General features: G+C 70.1%; 15 protein-coding genes. 12 read left to right on the forward strand and 3 right to left on the reverse strand.

Going from position 1 to position 17,608, the window contains the following annotated elements:
• Positions 1–36: 36 nt before the first annotated feature.
• Both IU452_RS26515 and IU452_RS26520 read right to left on the reverse strand, forming a co-directional pair.
• Positions 37–369: a YnfA family protein gene (locus tag IU452_RS26515; protein ID WP_195111897.1), complete on the reverse strand. Its 333-nt coding sequence runs from the start codon at positions 367–369 to the stop codon at positions 37–39.
• A 55-nt stretch (positions 370–424) separates the two neighbouring features.
• On the reverse strand, positions 425–1,255 hold the full coding sequence (locus tag IU452_RS26520) for an isocitrate lyase/PEP mutase family protein (RefSeq protein WP_195111898.1): 831 nt from the start codon (positions 1,253–1,255) through the stop codon (positions 425–427).
• Between the two features lie 482 nt (positions 1,256–1,737).
• Between IU452_RS26520 and IU452_RS26525 the strand changes: the two genes are divergently transcribed.
• A complete protein-coding gene (locus IU452_RS26525; protein WP_228818841.1) occupies positions 1,738–4,029 on the forward strand; it encodes a RelA/SpoT family protein in 2,292 nt (763 codons plus the stop codon).
• Between the two features lie 550 nt (positions 4,030–4,579).
• Here the strand turns inward: IU452_RS26525 and IU452_RS26530 are convergent.
• Complete coding sequence (locus IU452_RS26530; protein ID WP_195111900.1) at positions 4,580–5,443, reverse strand: DMT family transporter; 864 nt, start codon at positions 5,441–5,443, stop codon at positions 4,580–4,582.
• Between the two features lie 331 nt (positions 5,444–5,774).
• Here IU452_RS26530 and IU452_RS26535 point away from each other — a divergent pair, with 331 nt between their 5' ends.
• The 11 genes from IU452_RS26535 to IU452_RS26585 all read left to right on the forward strand — a co-directional run bounded on the left by IU452_RS26535 (position 5,775) and on the right by IU452_RS26585 (position 15,996).
• Positions 5,775–7,379, forward strand: a complete 1,605-nt coding sequence (locus IU452_RS26535; RefSeq protein WP_195111901.1) for a cutinase family protein — start codon at positions 5,775–5,777, stop codon at positions 7,377–7,379.
• Between the two features lie 54 nt (positions 7,380–7,433).
• Complete coding sequence (locus IU452_RS26540) at positions 7,434–8,417, forward strand: hypothetical protein (RefSeq protein ID WP_195111902.1); 984 nt, start codon at positions 7,434–7,436, stop codon at positions 8,415–8,417.
• Positions 8,418–8,432: 15 nt separating this feature from the next.
• Entirely contained in the window at positions 8,433–9,311 is an 879-nt protein-coding gene (locus IU452_RS26545; protein WP_195111903.1) for a hypothetical protein, read from the forward strand.
• Complete coding sequence (locus tag IU452_RS26550; protein WP_228818779.1) at positions 9,308–9,985, forward strand: hypothetical protein; 678 nt, start codon at positions 9,308–9,310, stop codon at positions 9,983–9,985. The genes IU452_RS26545 and IU452_RS26550 overlap by 4 nt, the downstream gene beginning before the upstream one ends.
• Positions 9,986–10,064: 79 nt before the next feature.
• Positions 10,065–10,361, forward strand: a complete 297-nt coding sequence (locus IU452_RS26555) for a hypothetical protein (protein ID WP_195111904.1) — start codon at positions 10,065–10,067, stop codon at positions 10,359–10,361.
• Between the two features lie 13 nt (positions 10,362–10,374).
• Positions 10,375–10,623, forward strand: coding sequence for a hypothetical protein (locus IU452_RS26560; RefSeq protein ID WP_324192832.1), 249 nt, complete (start codon positions 10,375–10,377; stop codon positions 10,621–10,623).
• 13 nt (positions 10,624–10,636) lie between these two features.
• Positions 10,637–11,374, forward strand: a complete 738-nt coding sequence (locus IU452_RS26565; RefSeq protein ID WP_228818780.1) for a hypothetical protein — start codon at positions 10,637–10,639, stop codon at positions 11,372–11,374.
• A complete protein-coding gene (locus IU452_RS26570; protein WP_195111905.1) occupies positions 11,371–12,201 on the forward strand; it encodes a hypothetical protein in 831 nt (276 codons plus the stop codon). Before IU452_RS26565 ends, IU452_RS26570 begins: the two co-directional genes overlap by 4 nt.
• Positions 12,195–13,040 carry a hypothetical protein gene (locus IU452_RS26575; protein WP_195111906.1) on the forward strand — a complete coding sequence of 282 codons (846 nt, stop codon included), beginning with the start codon at positions 12,195–12,197 and terminating at the stop codon, positions 13,038–13,040. The genes IU452_RS26570 and IU452_RS26575 overlap by 7 nt, the downstream gene beginning before the upstream one ends.
• On the forward strand, positions 13,034–14,509 hold the full coding sequence (locus IU452_RS26580; protein WP_195111907.1) for a hypothetical protein: 1,476 nt from the start codon (positions 13,034–13,036) through the stop codon (positions 14,507–14,509). The genes IU452_RS26575 and IU452_RS26580 overlap by 7 nt, the downstream gene beginning before the upstream one ends.
• Positions 14,506–15,996, forward strand: coding sequence for an SCO6880 family protein (locus IU452_RS26585; protein WP_195111908.1), 1,491 nt, complete (start codon positions 14,506–14,508; stop codon positions 15,994–15,996). Before IU452_RS26580 ends, IU452_RS26585 begins: the two co-directional genes overlap by 4 nt.
• The last annotated feature ends 1,612 nt before the right edge of the window (positions 15,997–17,608 follow it).

The raw sequence follows: 17,608 nt of genomic DNA on the forward strand, positions 1-17,608 counted from the left end.
GCAGCGTAGGCCGGGCCCACGGCACCGCGTCCGGCGTCAACGCCGGGGTGCGTACATGATGACGGCGACGCCCACCAGGCAGATCACCGCGCCGAGCACGTCCCAGCGATCGGGCCGGAACTTGTCGACGACCATGCCCCACGCGAGCGATCCGGCGACGAACACCCCACCGTAGGCGGCCAGGATCCGCCCGAAATTGGGATCCGGCTGGAAGGTGGCCACGAACCCGTAGGCCCCGAGCGCGATGATCCCGGCCGCGATCCACACCACCCCGCGATGCTCCCGCCACCCCTGCCACACGAGCCACGCCCCGCCGATCTCGGCCAGCGCCGCCAGCGCGAACAACAGCAACGAACGCGCAACGATCATCGTGCGACCGTACCGCGAGAGCGACCGCCGCACCGGGTCCGGCGCTCGACGGTCCTCAGCGCGCGAACAGCGCCTCGATATCGCCGAAACCGAGCCCGTCGGCCAGGGTGGTGTAGGTGCCGTGCGTCAGCAGTTCGGTGGCCGCCGCCCGCACGCGCTGGTAGGCCGCCTGGGCCAGCGCCGACCCCGTGCTGATCCGGCGCACCCCGGCCGTGGCCAGCTCCGCCACCGACGGTGCGCCCGCGACGATCATCACGTTGATCGGCAGCGGCGTCTCGCCGCTCAGCTTTCGCAGCGTGTCCAGGTCCAGCAGGCCGGGAACGAACAGGCTGTCCGCGCCCGCCTCGGCGTAGGCGGCGGCGCGGGCGACGACATCGCCGAAGCGATTCTCGGGCTCGCCCACGCCGAACAGGTACACATCGGTCCGGGCATTGATCACCAACTCCGGCAGCTCGTTTCGCGCGGCGGCCGCCCGCGCGGCGCGCAGTCGCTCGGCCTGTTCGGCGATGCCGAACAAGGGCCCGCCGGGACGCGTCGAATCCTCGAGGTTGACGCCCACCGCGCCCGCGGCGATCACCTCCTCGACGGTGCGGGCGACGTCCTCGGGCGCCGGGCCGTAACCGCCCTCGACATCGGCGGTCACCGGCGCCTCGACGGAGGTGACGATCCGGCGCACCCGGTCGATCATCTCGGCGCGGGTCAGCCGCTGGCCGTCGCCCTGTCCCGCCGCCCAGGACACGGCGGCGCTGGTGGTGGCGACGGCCGGTGCGCCGGCCTGCGCGACCAGTGCGGCGCTGACCGGATCCCAGGCGTTCGGCAGCACGAAGACACCGTCCGCGTGCAGTTGCCGAAATATCGCTGCCTTCTTGTGCTGGCTGTCGTTCACCGAATCTCCTCGCGGGCTCGAATCGTGGTGCCGTCGAATCTGAGAAACACTACCGCCGATTCTCCGATTCCGGTGTCGGCGAAGGGATTCCGACCGATCGAACTGTCCGCTCCGGACATCGACCGCACCGCCCGCACGGTGACCGCCGCAACGATCGCCGCACCGGCGGCGACATTCGGAGGACGGTCCGGAAATCCACCGGTGCCGCGACGAACGGCAGGTTGTCGGTCACGCGGATTAAAGTTGGTGGTCTGAGCCGTTGAAAAGGTCGGATAGGGTGGTCCGATCGAGCCGGGAGAGGTGGTGGCATGACTCAGCATCTGGAGAAGGCGAATGCCGAGCAATCGTCTGCTGGCGATGGTGTCGCCCCCGAGCCCACCCTGGCCGCCCCCGAGCCCGCCCCGGCCGCCCCCGAGCCCACCCCGGCCGAGCCCACCCCTGTGCCGGCCCCTGCTCCCACCCCGGTGCCTACTCCGCGAAATATGCCGTTGCGCCAGCCCGGCACCCCGGCGGCCGTGCCCACCTCGGCCTCGCGGCGGGTCCGCGCGCGGCTCGCCCGGCGCATGACCGGTCAGCGTGGTATCGCCGCGGTCAAGCCGGTGCTCGAGCCGCTGGCCACCGTGCATCGTGAGCTGTATCCGAAGGCCAACCTGCAGCTGCTGCAGCGCGCCTTCGACGTCGCCGACGAGAAGCACGCCCACCAGTTCCGCAAATCCGGCGATCCGTACATCACCCACCCGCTGGCGGTCGCCAATATCCTCGCCGAACTCGGCATGGACACCACCACCCTGGTGGCCGCGCTGCTGCACGACACCGTCGAGGACACCAGCTACTCGCTCGAGGAACTGACCAACGATTTCGGTTCCGAGGTCGCCCACCTGGTCGACGGCGTCACCAAACTGGACAAGGTCAATCTGGGCGCCGCGGCCGAGGCCGAGACCATCCGCAAGATGATCATCGCCATGGCCCGCGATCCGCGCGTGCTGGTGATCAAGGTCGCCGACCGGTTGCACAACATGCGCACCATGCGCTTCCTACCGCCGGAGAAGCAGGCCAAGAAGGCCCGCGAGACGCTGGAAGTCATTGCGCCCCTTGCCCATCGGCTCGGTATGGCCACGGTCAAGTGGGAGCTGGAAGACCTCGCGTTCGCGATCCTGCACCCGAAGAAATACGACGAGATCGTGCGCCTGGTCGCCGACCGTGCGCCCTCGCGCGACACCTATCTGGCCAAGGTGCGCGCCGAGATCGTCAATACCCTGGCCGCCAGCCGCATCAACGCCATCGTCGAGGGCCGCCCCAAGCACTACTGGTCGATCTATCAGAAGATGATCGTCAAGGGGAAGGACTTCGACGACATCCACGACCTGGTCGGCATCCGCATCCTCTGCGACGAGGTGCGCGACTGCTATGCCGCGGTCGGCGTGGTGCATTCGCTGTGGCAGCCGATGGCCGGGCGGTTCAAGGACTACATCGCCCAGCCGCGATACGGCGTCTATCAGTCGCTGCACACCACGGTCGTCGGCCCGGACGGCAAGCCGCTCGAGGTGCAGATCCGCACCCAGGACATGCACCGCACGGCCGAATTCGGCATCGCCGCGCACTGGCGCTACAAGGAGACCAGGGGCAAGCACTCCGGTGATGCCGCCGAGGTCGACGATATGGCCTGGATGCGCCAGCTGCTCGACTGGCAGCGGGAGGCCGCCGACCCCGCGGAGTTCCTGGAGTCGCTGCGGTTCGACCTGAAGTCGCCGGAGATCTTCGTGTTCACCCCGAAGGGTGACGTGATCACGCTGCCGCAGAAGTCGACGCCCGTGGATTTCGCCTACGCGGTGCACACCGAGGTCGGGCACAAGTGCATCGGCGCCCGGGTGAACGGGCGGCTGGTCGCGCTGGAGCGGCAGCTGGAGAACGGTGAGGTCGTCGAGATCTTCACCTCCAAGGCGCAGAACGCCGGGCCCAGCCGCGACTGGCAGAACTTCGTGGTGTCCCCGCGCGCCAAGGCCAAGATCCGGCAGTGGTTCGCCAAGGAACGCCGCGAGGAGGCGCTGGAGGCCGGTAAGGAGTCCATCAGCAAGGAGGTCCGCCGCACCGGGCTGCCGCTGCAGCGGCTGATGAGCGTCGACGCCATGACCGCGCTGGCGCACGAACTGCACTACACCGACATCTCCGCGCTGTATGCGGCCGTCGGCGAGAACCAGGTCTCGGCGCACCACGTGGTGCAGCGGTTGGTCACCCAGCTCGGCGGCGTCGGTGACGTGGAGAACGAACTCGCCGAGCGCAGTACGCCCTCCACCCTGCCCGCCCGTCAGCGCACCAGCGGCGATGCCGGTGTGGAGATTCCGGGCGCCCCGGGCACGGTCGCCAAGCTGGCCAAATGCTGTACTCCGGTGCCGGGTGACGAGATCATGGGCTTCGTGACCCGCGGGGGAGCGGTGAGCGTGCACCGCACCGACTGCACCAACGCGGGCTCGCTGCAGGCGCAGCAGGAGCGGATCATCGAGGTGAAGTGGGCGCCCTCACCGTCGTCGGTATTCCTGGTCGCCATCCAGATCGAGGCCCTCGACCGCACCCGCCTGCTCTCGGACGTGACGAAGGTGCTGGCCGACGAGAAGGTCAACATCCTGTCCGCCTCGGTGATGACCTCCGGTGACCGGGTCGCCATCAGCAAGTTCACCTTCGAGATGGGCGACCCGAAGCATCTGGGCCACCTGCTGAACGTGGTGCGCAATGTGGAGGGCGTCTACGACGTCTACCGGGTGACCTCGGCGGCCTGACGCTGCTCGGCCCGATTCGGTGGCACGGGCCCAGATGAGGGCGGTGGCCTCGGTGCTGGGTTCGCCGCCGGGCTTGCCCCGCGCCTCCCAGTCCAGCATGTCGTCGGCCAGTGCGGCCAGGCGCGGGTCCTCCGGATCCCAGTCCAATGCCTGATCCATGAGCAGGTACAGCCGGATCACCTCGGAATCATGCGTTGCGGCGCTCTTGCTCCGTACGTACTCGGGCACGATCTTGGGGGCCATCGCCCACGGCAGGATCCACGCGTCGCGTTCCAGGCGCACCATCCGCTCGCTGACACCGATGGCGCGCATCCGGTCCAGAACCTCGATCACCACCCGAGGCAGGAAAAGCGCTTCGCCGCTTGCCAATTCGGCGATGCGGCGGTGCTGCTCGCTGAGCTGGTCGATCTGGTGCCGCAGTTCGGTGCCGATATCGGTGATGGCCGTGGCGAATTCGCTCGGCTGCGCATGCATCAGCTCATCGATGCGGGCCAGCGGCACACCGGCCGCGGTCGTACACCAAGCGTGCAACCCTGACGCAGGGTCAGGGTCAAGCCTCGGCGTCGACGGTCACCTCTGCCTGGGCGCGCGACAGGCGAATCGCCTCGACACACATCACGACCACCGCCACCACGACGAAGGCGGTGCCGACCGGGCCGCTGCGCAGGCGTTCACCGAGGACGGTCATGCCGAGGAAGGCGGCGCCCAGCGGTTCGGCGACGGTGAACGCCGGGAGCGATGCCGACAGCGGTCCCACCTGATATCCGCGCTGTTGCAGATACAAGCCGAGCAGACCGGTCGCAGCCAGCGCGTAGGGCTGCCAGCTGGTGAGAACCGCGGACACCCCGTCGCCGAACAGCTCGGTGACATGTTCGGTCAACGCGGCCGAGATGCCGAACAACAGTCCGGCCGCGGTGCCGAGCAGCAGCGCCTGCAGCGTCGGCACCCGGACGGTGGTCGCGACCACCACACCCGCCGCGATCAGTCCGAACAACAATCCCAGGGGCAGCAGCCACTGCCGCCAGGGCGCATCCGACACACCCTCGGTGGGGTTGCCGACGACGAGGAAGACCGCCAGCGCCGCCGACAGGGCCACCGCCTGCGCCCACATGATCGGAGTCACCCGGCGGCCGCTGTAGTGCGCGGCCAGCGGCAGCGCGAACACCAGCGCGCTCACCAGGATCGGCTGCACCACCAGCACCGATCCCAGCGCCAGCGCCGCCACCTGGAAGGCGAATCCGCCCGCATCGCCGACGATGCCCGCCCACCAGCGGGGACTGCGAATCAGCCGGGCCAGCAGCGCATCGCCCGCCGGGACATCCGCCGCCGCCCGCTGCTGTGCCACCGCGGAGACGGCGAACAGGACCGCGCCGACGAAGGCGCACAGCACGGCGGCAATCGGGAGATCGGTCATCCGGACAGTCTGCCCGGACCGAGCGGTCGGTCGTGATTCGCCCTCCCGGCGTGTCCGGATCGCCGGGTTGTTGCCATTGGCCCCGAAAGTCGCTGCGGCCGACTAGAATTCTTCCGGTCGGTTTGCCGACATGGCGGGGGTTCTTCCGATATTGCGTACGCAATGTGCAGGTTGCACTGCGGCGTTCGCTGGATTCTGTTACGGTCTATTGCGTTTCGGGGCTCGCGCGGCAGCGGCGGCAACTCGAAGCCATCGACGATCGCAGCTACGGGTCGCCGCGGCACTCGACCCTCCGGACTTTTGCATACGGCTGGTAAGGGGGTCAGAGAGGATGCTGACCGCGCGCACAACCTGGAGCAGGCTGGGTACGACCGCAGTCGCCGTGGCGGCGATCACCGCCGGTGCCGGAACGTATCCGGCGCCCGCCTCCGCCCAGCCTTCCCCGGGCCCCACCACCAGCATCGCGATCGACACCTGTCCCGCCCTGTACGCCTTGGGTATTCAGGGCACCGGTGAATCGTCGCCGGATGCCGCCCCTACCACCGACACCGGCATGTTGTCATCGGTGTTTCTGCCCATGCTCGCCGAGGCGCCCGAGCGCGGACTCGTCGATCGTGCCTACGTGCCATACGAATCCGCCTTCGGCGGCGCGGTCGGCGGCGGTGCGGTGCCCTACGCCCAGTCGGTGCTCGACGGTCTGGATCGCTTGCGCACCATGGCCCGTCAGATCGCGCAGCGTTGCGACCGCACCCGGTTCGCGATCGCCGGTTACTCCCAGGGCGCTCATGTGGCCTCGATGTTCGCCCAGGAGATCGGGCGCGGCGCAGGCGTGCTCGCGCCGGACCGGATCGCCGCCGTCGCGCTGTTCGGCGATCCCACGCGCAATCCTGGTGCCCCGCTGTTCCCCGGTTCGCCGGATCGCATCGCGCCCGATGCGCCGCCGGGCACCGAAGGCCAGCGGGTCGCCGCGGTGCGGGCGCTGGCGCTGCCGCCGGCATCCGGCGGCGGCATCGGGCCCGGGCGCGACGTCGCCACCGACTTCGGTGCGCTCACCGGCCGGGTCGCAAGTTTCTGTGTCGCAGGCGATCTGGCCTGTGACGCACCCGCGGGCGCGCCGATCCTGCGCGCCGTCGCCGCCGTGATGGGCCAGTCCACCCTGTCCGGTGGCGATCCGATCGCCGCGCTCACCTCCATCGCGCAGGCCCTGGCGTTCACTTCGATCAAGGTGGCCTCGACCGTCGTCAATCGCGACCTGCAGGGCGTCGCCCCCGCGTCGCTGTCCTATCAGCCGGGTCAGTCGATCTCCCAGCGCATCGCCGAGGCCGCCGATCCGCGCAGCCGGCTCGCCCTGGCGGATCCGATGCGCGCGATGCTGAAGGTCGGCATGATCGGCCTCAACGCCGTCGGTGTGGTGGTGCGCACCGTGCTCGACCCGGCCGCCCTGACCCAGCTGGCCGCCGCCGCGCTCAACGACCCGCCGAAGGCGCTGGTGCTGCTGGCCGACGGTCTCGGACGGGCGGTGACCGAGCTCGTCCCGCCGACCACGGTGTCCCGGCTGATCGAACAGGCCTACCAGGCCGTCGTCCAGAACATCACCGAGAATCGGGAGCTGCTCAGCACCACCACCTGGGTGCGGTATTGGGACACCGTGCAGCGCCACGGCGCCTATGCCACCGCCGCGGTCGACGCGCGCGGGGACGCCCCGGTGCGCTTTGTCGCCGCCTGGTTCGCCGCCGCCGCCCGCGACCTGCTCGCCTCCGTCGGCGCACAGCCCGCGAACGGCGGCGCGAGCGGCCCGATCACCGGAATCTCGGTACCACCTACCGGCGCGTCGAGTTCGTCGAATTCGTCGGGTACGGGACAATTTCCGTTCGGGACAGGTCCCCGTCCCACCGCTGGTACCGCTGACGACAACTACCCGTTCTCCACGAACTGATCGCCGAGAGGGTCCGACGATGCTGCACGAACCTGGCTCCGCGGGGATGGGGGAATGTTGAAGCCGTACAAAGACTTGCGCCGGTGGTATCCGCCGCTCGAACCGGAGGGCGTCGCGGCCCCGGCCCCCGTGCGCCCGGCGCCGCCGCTCGAGCCTGCCGCCGACGACGGCGCCGCGCGCTATCCGCACTACATCCGCGAGACCGAGCCCGAACCGTTCGTCCCGTTCCTCGACGAGCCGCCCACCCGGCGCAGCGAATTCGTCGGCGGGTGGACCGACTGGGTCACGCGCGCACCCGGACCCGACGACGACTATCGCGCGCCCGACGGTGAGGTCGTGCCGTTCCCGTGGGACTCCGACGAGGACGAGCCGGATCGAACCGAGTCGCGCCCGCCCCGCCCGGCGCGCGATGCCGACACCGGTCGCCGCCGTGGCCCCAGGGTGGGCCGCGACGGTCCCGGCGCGGCCGCCTCGCCGCGCTCGCTGCAGGAGTACACCCGGCCCAGCCGGCTGCGTGTGACCCTCGTCCTGGCGATTGCCGTGCTATTGCTGGCCGCCGCGGGAGCTTTCGCGCTGTATCTGCTGCAGCAGCGCGGAGGGGCCCGGCCCAGCGCCGGTCCGACCACGCCGATGATGCAGCTGACGGCCGCCACGACCGATGCCTTCCCGGGCGGTTGCCCCACCGAGCGGATCAACGGGGTGATCCGCGGCGCCGAACCCGGCGGCACCGCCTCGGGTCCCGACGCGATCATGTGGTTCCAGCACGCGTACTACGTGGAACGCTCCGGTGCGCGGGCCCGCGAGGTGGTCGCCCCCGGAGCCGTGGTGCCTCCGGCTTCGGTAATTCAGCGCGGCATCGATTCCGTCCCGCCCGGTACCACCTACTGCGTGCGGGTGGCCGCCCTGACGGACGGGAAGTACACGGTGGAGGTCACCGAGCGTCGCCCCGGTGCCAACCCGACGACCTACGACAAGCAGACGGTGACCACCGCGGTGGTCGACGGCCGCACCCTGATCACGGGCATCACGGCCGGGTAAGAGGAGAGCTGAACCATGGGACAGGACTGGAGCCGGTGGCTCGACGAGGCGCCCGACGCGGGCGACGAGGCGAGCGCGCGCAGCCGTGCCGAGGCTCCGGTGGTGCGGTTGCGCAAAGACCGGAAAGACAAGGGTGGCGGCGGTGGTGCGCTGTCGCGGCCGATTCTGGTCGTCGGCGGGTGCGGCGGGGCCGGCACCACCACGACCGCACTCGGGCTGGCCGGTGAGCTGGGTGCCGCCGGGGCGCCGACGGTCGCCGTCGACGCCACCGCGGCGGGCAGCGACCTGGCGCTGCGCGGCGCCGACGAACACCTGAGCCCGATCAGCCTGCAGCAGTGGCTCTACGGCCGCGGCGACGACGAGCCCGCACCGCTGAAGGAATGCCTGTCGCACGCCACCTCCGGCATCGGGCTGCTGTGGCGCGACGCCGCCCCGCTGCGCCGGCGCGCCACCTATCTCACCGTGTCCCGCGCCATCTCCGACGCCGGGTACATCCCCGTCTACGACGGCGGCAGCCCGATCGCCGCCCGGCATCTGCGCCCGCTGCTCGAGGACGCCGAAGTGGCCCTCGTCCTGGCGATTCCGGCCCGCGTCGACGCCGCCAACCGGCTGCGGGTGACATTGGAATGGCTCGACGACGAATTCGGCGGGCAGACCGAGGGCCAGGGCGGCGGCATCGTCGGCGACACCACGATCGTGGTCTCGCATCAGTTGCCGGGCCATGCGACGCCGGTCGCCGAACATTTGCGGGAACACCTCACCGGATGGGTTCGCGATATCCGGGAGATCCCGTACGACCCCCACCTGGCCCGGGGGGAACTGGTGCGCCACAACACACTTGCCGCCGACACCCGCAGGGCCTATCGCACGCTGCTGACGGGGGTGGCATCATGACCGCGGCCATGAAGGAACGTCGCTCATCCGAATCCACGCCTGCGGCAGGGGTTGTCGCCCCGTCGGAGTCTCGCCGTGCGCCCATCTGGGACCGGCCCGTACCCGGCGTCGGGCGCGCGCCGCTGGTGTGGTTGCTCGGCGTCCACGGCGGTGCGGGAGCCAGCACCCTCGCCCATGTGCTCGCGCCCGCGGCGGATTCGCACCGGCGCTGGCCGGGCGGCTTCGATCGCGAATCGCCGTTCGTCGTGCTGGTCGCCCGCGAGACGATCGCCGGGCTGACCCGCGCCCACGACCTGTTGCGCCAGTACCACGCCGGGCTGGCCGGGCCGAGCGAGGTGCTCGGGCTGATCACCGTTGCCGCCCGCCCCGGCCGCATTCCGGCCGAGATCCGGCGCTACCGCGACGTGGTCGGCGCCCTGGCCGGTGAGATGTGGCAGGTGCCGTGGCACGAGGAGTGGATCCTCGTCGAACCCGATCAGTTGCCGGTGTGGTCGCCGTCCGACCCGCCACCGCCGCAGAAGAAGCGCAAACTCGATCCGCTGCAGGAGGTTCCCCACGACGTCGACGAACTCGGTTCGAGCATCGTCGCGCTGATCCGCGACAAGGTCAGCGCCGCCGCGCCCTCGGATGACGACGAGGACGACATCGACGACGACATCGAGGACACGGAATGAACGCGCCCCAGGCTGTTTTCCACGGTGTACCTCAGGTACACGGTTATGAATTCCGATCACCTATTGAGAAGGACGCTCGATGAGTACCATCCTGGCCGCCGTGCACGAGACGTACGGCGCAGTTCTCGCTCAGGTCGGGAATCCGACCCCCGAGGCGCCGCCCGCCTCGGAGAAATTGCTCCGATTGGTTCGCTACTTCACCTGGTTCGTGCTGCTGTCGGGCATCCTGGGCATCACCTACGCGGGTGGCAAATTCGCCTGGGAGAAGTGGACCGGCGGCGGCCTGGAGTCGCCGAAGATGGTGGCGGGAGCCATGATCGGCGGGATCATCGCCACCAGTGCCGGCACCATCATGAACGCCGTGATCGGGACCTAGGGCCGGAGCGGTCGTGCTTGCCTACAAGCAGATTCCCTCCGACGTGATCGAGCCGGTCATGCAGCTCATCAACTGGCTGCTGTGGGTCGTGCTGTTGTTCTGCCTGGCCTGGTTGATCATCTCGGCCGGGCGGCTGTGGTCGGCCATGCGCGACGACTACCTGGCCTACAACGACGCCACCAACGGAATCGTGATGAGTCTGCTCGGCGCGGTCATGGCCAGTTCGGCGAGCGCGATCGCCCTGACCTTCCTACCGACGTGAACGGTTGGGGCCCATGACAGCTGCCGGAACCACCGCACCCGCGCTACGCATCCGCCGGGCCGCCGCAGGCGTGCTCGGCGCCGCCGTGTTGGCGGCGGGCGGATGCGGCGGCGGTGGCGACCGCGGTGCGGCACAGCCCGATCCCGCCCGCCCACCCACCGGGGTGCGCTGGCAGTCGTATCAGGGTGTCGCCCTTCCGGTTACCGATCAGGGCCCCGCGCACGACAGCGACGGTGCCGCCACGGGATTCGACCGCGGACCCGCGGGCGCGGCCGTGGCCGCCATCACCCATTCGGTGCGGTTGGCGGTGGCGGCCGACAGCCAGTGGCCGACCGTGATCGCCGAAGAGGTCGTGCCCGGCCCGGCCCGCGACGAGTGGGCGGTCAACCGGCTGCAGCTGTCCATCACCGGCCCCGCGGCCGACCAGTACGCGCCGCGGGTGCTCGGCTACCACATCACCAGCTATTCGCAGGACAGATCCACCGTGGACGTCTTCACCCCAATACTCCGATGGCTCACGCGCGGTGAACCACACCACCGTCGAGTGGTTCGGGGAGGACTGGAGGTTACGGCTGCCGGATCCGGGCGCCACCGCCCGCCCGGTCGACTCGATCGACCAGTTACCCAGCGACATCGTGACATTGGAGGCACCGGCATGAGCGAACGAACAAGGGGCACAGCCCTGTTCGGGCTCGTGGCGAGTGCATCCCCCGTGCATCCCCTGGTGGCACCGGGTGGGGTGGTGCCATGAGTGCGAAGGATTCGGGTGGGGACGAGCGCAACGTCTCGTTCGGCGTCATCGCCTCGGCGGCGATCATCGCGCTGATCGTGATCGTCGGGGTGTTCATGTACCTCGGCCGCGACACCTCCTCGCCGCACGAACAGCAGCCGGAGTCGGCGCCGTCACCGGCGGCGGGCACCGGAGGGACCGGATTCGCCGCACCGGAGGTCGATCTGTTCGGCCGCCGCGTCGACATCCCGAACAATCCTGCGGGACAACCGCTTCCGCAGGATCCGTCCCAGCAGCGCCAGCCCTCCGATCCGGACTGGCTGACCGGTGCCCCGGCGGGCACCACCGAACCGCGCGGCTGGCAGCGGGTGTTCGGCGCGTCCGTGCCGTTCTCCACCAGCGACGGTCCCACCGCGATCGAGGACGGTCTGGCCGTGGGCTTTTCGCACACCCCGCAGGGCGCGGCGCTGGCGGCGGCGCAGATCACCTACCGGCTCAACGCCCGTCCCGCCGACCGGGACCTGTATGTGCGGCAGGTGCGAGCCTCGGCGCAGCAGCTCGCGGCCTACGACAAGGCATTGTCGAACGGCAAACTGCCCGAACAGCAGCCGGAGCGGATCACCCGGTACCTGGTGGCGCCCGACGCCTTTCAGATCGAGAACTACGCCGACGATATGGCGATCGTGCGGCTGGCCGCACGCGGCCCGGTCAACGAGGGCAAGCAGACGTGGGCGGCGGTGCGGCTGGTCATGGTCTGGGACAACGGGGACTGGCGGCTCAAGCCGACCGACGCGGCGACCTCGCAGGCCCAATTCGTGGATTCACTCGGGGGGTGGACCAAATGGTGAGCGATCCCGGACTGCGCCGCGGCGGCGGAGGTCAACTGCGCCTGCTGGCCTTCGCGGCAGTGGTGACCGTGGCGTTGGCGGTGGTGGTGACCGTGGTGACCCTGCGGCGCGATGGGAACGGGACGGATGTGGGCGGGGGACCGAGCCTGCTGTCGAGCGTGACCGGGAGTGTGGGCGCTGCTGGTTTCGGCACGGCGACGACCGACATGTTCGGCCGCCGCGTCGATGTTCCGAACAATCCTGCGGGGCAGGTGCTTCCGCAGGACCCGGCGAAGCAGCGCAAGCCCTCCGACTCCGATTGGTCGACGGCCGCGCCCAGCCCCGTGAGTGGCGAAGGTATCTGGCAGCGCATCTTCGATGGTCCGGTCGTGCGGTTCTCCTCTTCGGATGGACCCAGCCGGATCGAGGGCAAGGCGGCGACCGGTTTTGCGCACACCCCGCAGGGCGCCGCACTGGCGGCCGAGCAGAACTACTGGCGTACCAACGCCAATCCGACCGATCGCGATCTGCTGCTGCGGTTGGTGGCGGTGACGCCGGAATACCTCGACCGGTACGACCGGCTGGTCGCGGCGGGAAAGGTATCGCCGCGTCTGCCGGACAAACTGACTCCGCTGCTGTATGCGTCCGACGCGTTCCGAATCAACAGCTATACCGACGACCACGCGGTCGTCGAGTTCGCGAGAAAGGCACGAGAAGTCATCGATGGCCAACCGACATGGGTGGGCATGCGTCTTGCGGTCGTCTGGCGTGACGGAGATTGGAAATTGACGGCCGTGGACTCCGAGCAACAGGTCCGGATCGATTCACTGCGAAGCATCGAGGGGTGGACCACATGGTGAGGCGCATCTTCACGATCTTGGCGGTCATCTTCACCGTCATGATTGCGACACCGACGGTGGCCTACGGGCAGACCTACGGGTTCGACCAGACCTGCAACGAGATTCATGACAGTCTCGACGGTTTGGGGCTGCCCGGGATCTCCCTCGGCGACGCGGCCTCGGCCGCGTGTAAGGCGGGCAATGCCGCCACCCATCCGGGAGACGCCGCCACCGCCGTGCGGGACAAGGCGTGGGACTCCACCTTCGGCAAGGTGGTCGACTCGCTGATGAACGGGCTCGGGGAGGCGCTGATCCTGGCGTTGACCTTCTGGTTGAAGGTGCCCAACGAGCGAATGAGCAACGGCGGCCAGCTGTTCCAGAAGATCAACGACTACACGTATCAGGCGCAGATCCTGTTGTTGATCGTGTCGGTGATCCTGTCCGGCATGCGCTTGGCCCAGGCCAGACGCGGCGCGGTGCTGGGCGAGGCCGAGGAATCGTTCCGCATGTTCGCCAGAGTGGTGTTCAGTTCCTGGATGCTGGGGGCGGTGATCGTCGCGGGCACGCAGGCCGCGGACCGGTTCTCGCAGTGGGTGATCGAGGACTCCACCAACGGCAACGCCAAGAACATTGCCGAGCTGCTGCTGAAAACCTCGAAGCTACAGGCCTTTTCGCCCGGCCTGGTGTTGATCATCGCGATCGTCGGCCTGTTGGGCGCGCTGGCCCAGATCGTGCTGGCGATCGTGCGGCAGGGTCTGCTGGTGGTCGCCGCGGGCATGCTGCCGTTGGCGGCGGCGGCCTCCGGGACGAACACGGGGCGCCAGTCCTATTCGAAGCTGATCGCCTGGATCATCGCGTTCCTGTTGTGGAAACCGGTGGCCGCGATCGTGTACATGATCGCGTTCATCGCCGTCGGCGAAACCGACAACACCACGCCGACCGCGGGTCTGCCGGATGCGGAGCAGGCTCAGCGCATGCTCGTGGCGATCGTGCTGCTGAGCAGCGTGGCATTCGTCCTGCCCGCGCTGATGCGGCTGGTGGCGCCGTCGGTGGCGATCATCGGTACCGGTGCCTCGGGTCTGGGTGCGGCCGGTGGTGTGCTGCTGGGTGCGGCCGCGCTGGGCGCGGTCGGCACGAAGGCCGTCGGGGTGCGCGGCACGGCAGCCACCGGGGCGCCCGGGTACGTGGGCCGCGGTGGCGCGCCGCGACCGCCGGGCGGCGCCGGGGGGCTGCGCGGTGGTCCCGGCGGACGTCCTGTCCCGCCGCGCGGCGGACCGGGCGGTGGCGGCGGCGCGGCTGCCGCGCGTCCTGCCGCCCCGGGTGGTGCGGGCGCAGTACCATCCGCCGCGTCACGAGCGATCAACCGGATCACCACCGCCCGTGCGGCGGGCGCGAGTCTCAGCCGTGGCGACGCGGCGATGGGCGACGTGGCCGGTGACCGCTGGGCCAATCGGGCACCCGACCTCGGCAGGAGCACCATTCCGCGATGACGACGACCGATACCTACGAGCGCCGCTCCTACGGACTGTGGCAGAAGCCCCGCAGCGCAGGCCTTTTCGGGCTGCGCTGGGGGGAGACCGTGCTCGGTTTCGTCGTGGTCATCGCCGCGCTGCTGACGGCGTTGGTGGCCGGGCCCAAACCCGCCTTCGTGGTGGCGGGCGCGGGCGTGGTCGTGATGGTTCCACTGGTATGGCGGACGGGGGGCCGCTCGGGCTACGAGACGGGATTGATGATGTTCCATTGGTTGCGCGGCCGCAACAAGGGCGAGCACGTCTACCGCGGCGGCCGGTTCTCCCGCATTCCCGGCGGGGTGGCGCGGCTGCCCGGATTGATGGCGCCGTCGAAGCTGTACGAGGGCATCGACGCCGGCGGTTACAGCTTCGGCATGATCCACCTGCCCCAATTCGCCCAGTACACGGTCGTTCTCCGCGCGTGGCCGCAGGGTCACGAGGCGGTGGACCAGCCGGTGATCGACCGCTGGGTGGCGGCCTGGGGTACGTTCCTGGCGTCGCTGGGCCAGACCTCCGATATCGTCGCGGTGGTGCCGGTGATCGACACCGTGCCCGAGACCGGAAACCGTTTGCTCACCGAGGTTTCCACCATCACCCACCCGCAGGCCCCGGAGCTGGCCCAGCAGGTGATGTACGAGCTGGCCACCGAATTGCCGCAGGAGCGAGTGCAATTGCTGCCGCGGGTGGCGATCACGTTCAAGGCCACCACCGCCGAGCGGCGCAAGAATCCGGCAGAGGAGGCGGTGGAGATCGGACGGCGGCTGCCGGGCATCTGCGCGGCGCTGGCCGAGGCGGGTGTGCGCGCGCAGCCGATGTCGGCCGACGAGATCATCTCCTTCATCCGGCGCAGCTACGATCCCGCCTCGCAAGCGGATCTGGAGGTGGCGGCGGGCGAGCCGGGCGGGCACGGGCTGGATTGGGCCGATGCCGGGCCGATTTCGCACGAGGAGCGCTGGGATCACTTCATCCACGACGGCGGGCGCTCGGTCACCTGGGAGATGGAGACGGCGCCCGAGGGCGCGGTCGACGAGCGGGTGCTGCAGCGGCTGCTGGCGCCGAATCCGGAGGTGCCGCGCAAGCGGATCGCGATCGTCTACCGGCCGCATTCGGCGGCCGACGCCGCCGAGATCGTCGACGACGACTACAAGAATGCGCTGGTGGCCCAGCAGAGCGAACGCGGCGTCGTCTCGGCCGCCGCGACGCTGCGCGTGGGTGCCACCCAGCAGGCACGGGAGGAGCAGGCCCGGGGTCACGGTGTGACCCGCTTCGGGGCGCTGGTGACCATCACCGAGCCCCTGCGCGGCGATCTGCCGCGCATCGAAGCCATCACGCGCGATCTGTCCACGCAGGCGCGCTTGAAGATCCGGCGGTGCTACCGCTACCAGGCGGCGGCCTTCGCGGCCTCGCTCGGCTGCGGGGTGATCCTGCCGGAGCACGCGACCATTCCGAAAGCGTTGGCGGGGTGAGTGAGCGCAGCGAGCGAACCGAGGACACAGGGCGCCTCGCGCACGACGGAGCCGAGCGCCGGCGAGGCGGAGGAGTGAGCGTTCATGGCAGGTGATCAGGAGCCGCCGATCCGGTACCGCGGCGAGCCGCCGCGCTACCGCGAACGTGTGGTGGACCCGGAGAACCCGGCGCCGATGCGCCGCGGTTCCCGCCGCGCCCACGACGACGGCTGGGACATCGAGGCATACGCCCCGGGCGACCCTCGTTCCAGCCTGCCCGCCGACTGGGACGACGCCCCCATGCTCCCACCCCGCCGCCGCGAAATCGGCACGCCCACCCCACCAACCAGATCGAACACCGGCCAGTGGTCCGCAGACCCACCCCACCCGGCCCGTGCCGACGACGCCCCCGCCCGGCGGGGACGTACGGACGGCTCGGCTGGGCCGACGAGAACGAGCGGTCGAACGGCCCGCGACAGCGGCGAACCCCTTGGCCCGTCCCGGCAATCGGACAGCGGCGAGCGGGCCGCGGCGCAGCCGAGTCGACGCGCATCGGTGCGTCCGGCGCGTGCGGACGACGAACGCGCCGCTGGGCGGGGATATCCGGACGATGGCACCGTAGCGGCGCCGACTGCATCCGGGACCGGCGCGGCGGGGGCGACGCATCCGGCGGATCACGAGGGCGTGATTCGTGAGGATGCGCCGACGAGGACACGCGGTCGAACCGGTAGCGACAGTGGCGAACCTGTTGATGCGCCGGGGCGTCGGGGGCGGGCCCGGTCGGACCGCGCTACAGACCGAGATGTTCCCGCGGCGCCGGTCGACACACGAGGTAGGAAAGCCGTGGCGTCGGGGTTGACCGAGGGTGGTGTCAGCGCAGGCGAATTCGCGTCGGAGGGCGGCGGTGCTGCTGCGCACAGGACAGGCGGAGCGAGCGTTCCTGTGACTGCGGGTGGCCCATCAGCGAAGGCGGACGGGAAGACTCGGGGGTCGGGAGCAGGGGCCGCGGCGAACTCTTCCGGGGTCGAGGAATCGGCTGGACCGTTGTCGTCGGGAGAAGTCTCTGTCGACGACGTAGCGGCTCGGGCGTCGGGCGGGGTGAGCAGTGCGGCCGATCAGGTCACGGACCCGCGTTCCTCGAAGACGGATGGGGCGCCGCGGGGATTGCCAGGACGGCGGAGCGCGAAGACGTCGGGTGAGGGCGGCACGTCGACCGAATCATCTTCTGTTGCCGGTCCTGTCGGTGGGCCAGGCGAATCCGGCGACCAGGCCGTGGACGGACGGCCTTCGATGGCAGAGCCGGCGTCGACCGCGCAGGACAGCGGCGATCCCGTAGGCGAATTGCTGTCGGCCGACGGACCTCTTCTCGCCATGGGGGATGAGGGAGGCGGCCGCGCGCGGGGGGCCGACGAGGCGGCTGTGGATGGTGGTCCCCGGCGGTCCGATGCGGCGGCAGCCACGCGGAAGAAACGAGAGGCCGCGCGCGAGCGAGCCGAATCCCGAAGCGGGAGAAGCGATTCCCGGACAGGCGGCGAACCGACGCGCGGTGAGGGCGGCGCTGGGGCGCGTCGCGGCGATGGTGAAGTCCGCGACGCCGACACGACGGGAGCGTCGAGCGTTGGGGGCGAGGGCG

Source organism: Nocardia transvalensis (genome assembly GCF_015477765.1).
Lineage (GTDB): Bacteria > Actinomycetota > Actinomycetes > Mycobacteriales > Mycobacteriaceae > Nocardia > Nocardia transvalensis_A.